Here is a 2814-nt window from a genome sequence, read left to right on the forward strand (position 1 = left end):
CAGGGCCTTGCCGCTGGTGCGGTTGACCAGCACGTACCAGGCGTTCGTGTCGACCTGGCCCGGGGTCGGCGTGGGGGTGGGAGTGGGGGTGCCGCCGGCGTTGAGGGCGTTGAGCGTGCTGGTGTAGGCGGCCTTCTTGTTGCCGGAGGCGTCGAACAGCAGCGGGTTCTCGCCGCCGCGCCAGGAGTCGTTGTCGCGGATGCCCCAGACGGTGATGCCGGTGCACCGGGACACCGCCAGGCACGCCCGGGTCACGCCGGCGTAGATGTTGGCCTGGTTGGACCCCTGGGCCACGTCGAGCTCGGTGATCTGGACGTCGACGCCGAGGTCGGCGAAGCGCTGGAGGTTGGCCTGGTAGTCACCCGAGAGGGAGCCGCCCAGGTGGGACTGGAAGCCGACGCAGTCGATCGGCACACCGCGCGCCTTGAAGTCGCGCACCATGTTGTAGATGGCGGTGCTCTTGGCGTTGATCCCGTCGGTGTTGTAGTCGTTGTAGCAGAGCTTGGCGCCGGGGTCGGCGGCGCGGGCGGCGCGGAAGGCCGCCTCGATCCAGTCGTTGCCGGTGCGCTGGAGGTTGAAGTCGCGCCGGGCGCCGGAGCCGCCGTCCTCGAACGCCTCGTTGACGACGTCCCAGGAGTGGATCTTGCCGCGGAAGTAGGTGGCGACCTGGGTGACGTGGTTGATGGCCGCGCTGCGCAGCGTCGCACCGGACAGGTTCTTGGCCCAGCCGGGCTGCTGCTGGTACCAGAGCAGGGCGTGACCGCGGATCTTCATGCCCTGTCCCAGGGCGTGGTTCACGATCCGGTTGGCGCCGGTGTAGTTGAAGGTGCCGCGCTGGGGTTCGGTGGCGTCCCACTTCATCTCGTTCTCGGCGGTCACCGAGTTGAACTCGCGGTTCAGGATGTTGACGTAGGTGGAGTTGCTCAGCTTGCCGGAGGCGACGGCGGCGCCGAAGTAGCGGCCGCCTCTCTCGGCCGCCGACGCGCCCAGCGTGGAGGCGGCGTCCGCGGGGGCGGAGATCGCCACCGACATGCCGGCGGCGAGCACGCCGGCGCTCAGGAAGGACAGGAATCTCCGCAGCCCTGTGCGCCCGGAAGGCCGGGCCGAGCGATCTGGGGTGTTCATCACATGGTGCCTTTCGGTTTTACGGGGTGGTGAGATCGAACCGGCGCACCGTCACCGCGCCTCCGAGGGACTGGGTGGCGTAGTTGAACATCGCGAAGCGGTAGCCCATGAAGAACTGCCAGGCGTTGTTCAGCGTGAAGGCCGGGCCGAGGGAGGTGAAGTTCACCCCGTCGGTGCTGTAGGAGAACCGGGCCTGACGTCCTGAGCCCGGCCGGATGTCGGCGTTGACGCGAAGCCAGATCCGGCCTCCGGAGATCGCGGCCGAGGCCGCCTCACTGCCGGTCGACGTGGTCTGCCAGCTGCTGTTCATCGTCAGGTTGTTGGTCATGACCACCCGGTGGGCGCCGTTGTCGCGCCGGACCCCGATCCACGCCGAGGAGTCACGCAGCATCGCCAGCCCGGACCGGTCGCCGTTGGCCATCGCCGAGTAGTCCAGCTCGATCGTCGCCGTCGAGGACGGGCCCTGGATGCGGTGCGTCAGCGTGTTGCGCGCGTTGTACAGGTCGTTCGTGACGGTCGCGGTCTGCAGCCGCAGCCCGCTGCCCGAGGACCACCTGGAGTTGTCGGGGTTGTGGTTCCACTCCCAGCGGTGATCCAGGGCGCTCGACGTGAACGTGTCCGGCCCGATCATCGGCTTCACTGTCTTGGTGGTCTGGATGTTCGGCCGCGGGTAGGTGCTGCCCCAGGCGCCGTTGACCGTCTGGACGCTCGGCCAGCCGTCGGCGCTCCAGTTGATCGGTGCCAGGGCGGGCATCCGGCCGCCGGGGTAGGCGTCGACGAACGCCATGTAGTACCAGGCGCCGTTCTGCGTCTGGACCATGCCGCCCTGGTGCGGCACGCCGCCCCCGGAGATCGGGCCGGGCATGTTCAGCAGGACCTGACGCATCTCGTACGGGCCGAACGGGCTGGTGGAGCGCAGCACGTACTGGCCGTTGGCGGGGCGGGTCAGCCAGATGTAGTAGTAGTTGCCGCGCTTGTAGAAGCGGGCGCCCTCCAGGGTGCCGACACTGGAGGGGGTCTGGAACACCTGCTGGCTGCGCACCTGGCTGAGGCCGTCGGCCGAGAGCTGGGCGACGCTGATCGTGCCGTTGCCGTAGGCGACGTACATGGTGTCGTTGTCGTCGACGAGCAGGCCCGCGTCGTAGTAGCAGTTGTTGATCCGCGCCCGCTTGGTCCAGGTGCCGTCGACCGCCGACGCGGTGTAGACGTAGGTGCGGTTGAACTCGGTGCACCCCATCCAGTAGTACGTGCTGTTGCTGGGCCGGTAGTTCAGCGTCGAGGCCCAGATGCCCTTCACGTAGGCCCGCCCGCCGTTGAGGTCGTAGGCGGCTGAGTCGAAGTCCAGGCGGGGCACCGAGTGGCCGGCGTACTCCCAGTCGACCAGGTTGTAGGAGCGCAGGATCGGCGCGCCGGGGGAGTAGTGCATCGTCGAGGCCGAGTAGTAGTAGGCGTCGCCGACCCGGATGATGTCGCCGTCGGCGAAGTCCTGCCAGACGGTCGGGTTGTTGTAGGTGCCGCCGGGCGTCGGCGTGGGGGTCGGGGTCGGGCTCGGTTCGCTGCCGACCTGGACGAGTTGCCACTGCTGGTTGTTGCCGCCCCAGTCGTCGTACTGGACGATGTTGGCGCCGTCGGCGGTGGAGGCGCCCTGGACCTCCAGGGCCTTGTTGCTGTTGCGGTTGATCAGGCGGA

2 protein-coding genes are annotated in these 2814 nt (G+C 68.4%); both read right to left on the minus strand.

What is annotated here, in order from left to right:
* Positions 1-1125 (minus strand): endo-1,4-beta-xylanase (locus AB0G16_RS38565; protein WP_362815954.1); only part of this gene is annotated, 1125 nt, incomplete at its 3' end.
* A 19-nt stretch (positions 1126-1144) separates the two neighbouring features.
* Positions 1145-2814: family 43 glycosylhydrolase (locus tag AB0G16_RS38570; protein ID WP_362815956.1), on the minus strand; the 1670-nt coding region annotated here is incomplete at its 5' end.

Source organism: Streptosporangium sp. NPDC023615, assembly GCF_040640155.1.
Taxonomy (GTDB): domain Bacteria; phylum Actinomycetota; class Actinomycetes; order Streptosporangiales; family Streptosporangiaceae; genus Streptosporangium.